We start from the raw sequence: 3483 nt of genomic DNA on the forward strand, positions 1-3483 counted from the left end.
CCGCCCAATTCCTCGCTTTCGCCTTCGCGGCGACCGCCCAGGATTGCTCCTTTCCGCGTACTGTCCATGCTGGCCTCTGAATAGCCGATGATCATGTGACCTTCGAACCAGTCCGGCGAGGTCAGCAGCGTAGTGGTATAGTTTTGCCATTCAATGCCGTTGCAGATGAACATCTCGTCGCGCGTTGCGGCGCAGAACTTGACGAAATTCTGCATCGGCACGGTGGAGACCACAGCGTCGAATTCTTCGCTCTTGCCAGCCGTCGTGATCACGGGCTTTGGTCCGGACCGGTCGAGATGGGTCACCGGGCTCGATAGCCGCACGTCGAGATCCTGAGCGAACCGGTTCCAGAACTCGCTCCAGCCCTGATCAGGCATGTGCATGTCGTTGAGGACGCCTGACAGGAGATAGTTCAGATCGCACCACTGGACGGTCTGGCCAATCGTGGCTTCGTCGGTGAATCCATAACCCTGCGTTGTCTGAATTCGGTGAGACGCAAGGTCGATTTTCGGCAGGTTGAGTCGCTTCACCCATTCCGCTGTCGTCATGGCGGCTTCCGCGCGCACGTCCGGATCGTCTGGTCGGTCTCGGATATCGCGGCGCAGCCGTCCGGCAGCCCTGATAAACTTCAGGGCCTGCAACACCATGGGCGGACCGTCACCCGTCCTGACATAGTCGACAACCTTCAGGCCATCATATCGCGCCTCACCCAGGCGGCTCAGCGTGATCCCGTGCTGGCGCATCCACTTCTTTACAAGCTTGTGGGAGCGGGTGGTGTAACACGTGCCCATCTCATTCATGGCGTCGCCACGGACAACGGAAAAAGACTTGCCCCCCAGACGGTCTTCGGCCTCGAACAAGACCGCCTTGTGTCCGGCCTGCTTGATGAAGCGTGCCGTGCTCAGTCCCGCAGGCCCGGCACCGATGACTGCTATTTTGAAAGGCGATTTAGGGCGGGACACCGGAACTATACTCTCCTCAATCGGAATGCACGCTACAGAACCCGGGACAGGATATGCAACCGTTTAAGAGTATCTATCTTTGGTTAACACCCGCGTTAACGACAAGTTTCCACAGTCTGCCAATCCCTTCGGGCCTGTAGACCGGATTGTTCACCTTGCCTGTGTATAGCGGTGTCATGGCGAAACAGGAAAAATCATTTCTGTCTTATGTAACCGGGAACACGATTCCCCGGGCGACGGCGGTTGACCGATTGGTCCTGCTGCAGCAGCACATGGATTTTTCCAGTCACAAGCTGGTCATGGCGACGATCATGCTGGTCAACACCATCGGGGCGAGCTTCCTTGTTCACCGCTGGGTGCCTGAAACAAATATTGAAGCCTGGATTGCGATCAATCTCTGCCTGGCCACACTGCTCGTCATTGATTTCCTGTTGAAGCGGGGGCGCCCGGCGCCCAAAACGGTCAGCGGCAAGTACCTTCGCCGTTCGGAATTCCTTGCCATCCTGTTTGGCCTTGCATGGGGATCCCTGCCTTTCTTTGTCGGAGCAGATGAAAACGCCGCAATGATCATGGGTGGTCTCATGATCACCCCCATGGCGGCTGGCATGGCCAGTATGTTGACGCGCGTGCCCCGCATTGTCCTGCGTTATGCACTTTCAGCCTTTTTCGCGAGTGCGGCCTACAGCGCCTATGCGCAATCCGTTACGGGCGCCACGATCTGTCTGATGATGGTGTCCTTCATGTTCGCGCTCTATCTGGGCGCACGCTCCAGTTACATGGTCTACAAGTCAGACATCGACGCGACCCAGAAGGCGGAAGAATCCCGAGACCTTTTGATTGGTGCGCTCGAAGCCAGCCACCAGGCCTTTGCAATCTTCAACGAAGATGGGGATGTCGTCGTAGAAAACCAGCTGCACCAACAAGTGTTTGGAACAAGCGAAGATACGCTGGAGCCCATCGACAAGCCGATCCGTCGTGATGGGGTCTTTTGGCAAAAATCCGTCGAATGCATCAGCGGTGTCGGCACTGTGGTCGTCTACACCGACGTGACTCGCATGGAAGAAGCCCGGTCTGAGATCGAGCATGCTCGTAACGATGCTGAAGCGGCCAACGAAGCCAAGACACGTTTCCTCGGCTCAATGAGCGCCGAACTCAAAGTGCCGCTTGATGTCATCTCGGCGTGCGCCGGCGTTATCGGCTCATCGTCAAACATCCCATGCAGCGAAGAAGAAGTCAGCACCTATGCCGACAAGATTGCCGAACAGGCGATGATCCTGTCTTCGACACTGGATGGCATCATCAATTTCACGCGGATGGAACGCGAAGACTATCTGGCGCAATCATCAGAAGTGCCAGTGTCTGAAGTGATCCAGAACGTTGTGCGCAAGCTGACCGAAGGGGAATTCTCGCGCTTTGCAGATCGTCTCAAGGTCAGCGTGCCGAGCAATCTGGCTGCGGACATGGATGAAAGCAGCTTCGAAATCATCATTCGCAACATCATCAAGAACGCGCTGGAATCCGGCTCGTCGGCGCCTATCGTGGTCAAGGCGGGCATGGTGTCGGGCGTTGGGCTCGTGGTCATGGTCCGTGACCGGGGCAGGGGTATGACCTCAGACGTGCTTGAAAAGGCCTTCGAACCCTTCTTCCATTCTCGTCCGGCGCACCAGAAGTATGACCACTCGACCGGTGTCGGTCTCGGCCTCAGCGTCGCGCGTCGTCTGGCCGATGCTCAGGGTCTGCGCATCAAGCTGCGCTCCGAACTCGGCCGTGGAACAACGGCGTTTGTCACCATTCCAGAGACGCTTGTGCGTCGCTCGGCCCCTCAGGACAGCGCCACCGCAACGGAAATTTCGGTCATTGATCCTGCAGAGTTGCAGAAGAAGACCGGCTAAAGCGCGTCATCCTTCTTGGCAACCTGACATTCAAAACCAGTATTCCAGAACACTTTGCCTTAGTTGGCGAGCTCGCTATGCGATTGCGTTAAACGCAGGAGGATCGCGCGCTGCAAAGGCTGCAGTGCGGGGTATGCCCCTTCAAAATGGATGATCGTTCTAGGCGCTCGTCTTGCGAATTTGAGGAGCGGATATTGCCTGATCCGCTTCACGACGGTCTGAAACAGATCCACTGCCACGGAAATGCTTTTCACCGCGTGCAGGCGCAATCGACAGATAGTGGATGCGTTTTTGTTCGACGCGGGCCCGTGACAGGGAATCCAGGATCACGCCTGCGGTGAAAGACATCATCGCGCCCAGCAACAGGGTCATGGCCAGCATCCAGGTCGGCATGCGACTGACCAGACCGGTGTCGAAGTATTCTGCCAGCACCGGCACGCTCAGGATCGCGGCGAGACCAAACAGGCCTGCGGACACTGAACTGAAAAACATGAATGGCCGGGTTTCCTTCACCAACATGCCCATCATGCGCAGGATGCGGAATCCGTCACGAAATGTGGACAGTTTGCTTTCGGAGCCTTCGACGCGGCGGCCATAATCGAATTCGATCTCGGACACGGGCAGACGCA

Annotated in this window: 2 protein-coding genes and 1 pseudogene; 1 reads left to right on the forward strand and 2 read right to left on the reverse strand. The window is 57.0% G+C overall.

Annotated features, from left to right (window positions below; genetic code table 11):
- On the reverse strand, positions 1–962 hold a 962-nt coding region (locus tag B4F73_RS13445; protein WP_290483520.1), incomplete at its 3' end, for an FAD-dependent oxidoreductase.
- Between the two features lie 161 nt (positions 963–1123).
- On the opposite strand from B4F73_RS13445, the gene B4F73_RS13450 reads away from it, so the two are divergent.
- Positions 1124–2854, forward strand: coding sequence for a sensor histidine kinase (locus tag B4F73_RS13450; protein ID WP_290481397.1), 1731 nt, complete (start codon positions 1124–1126; stop codon positions 2852–2854).
- A 159-nt stretch (positions 2855–3013) separates the two neighbouring features.
- On the opposite strand, the pseudogene B4F73_RS13455 reads toward B4F73_RS13450, so the two are convergent.
- A pseudogene (locus B4F73_RS13455) lies at positions 3014–3483 on the reverse strand (glycosyl transferase); the annotation flags it as partial.

Origin of the sequence: Hyphomonas sp. UBA3601 (genome assembly GCF_002375605.1) — a bacterium.
GTDB lineage: Bacteria > Pseudomonadota > Alphaproteobacteria > Caulobacterales > Hyphomonadaceae > Hyphomonas.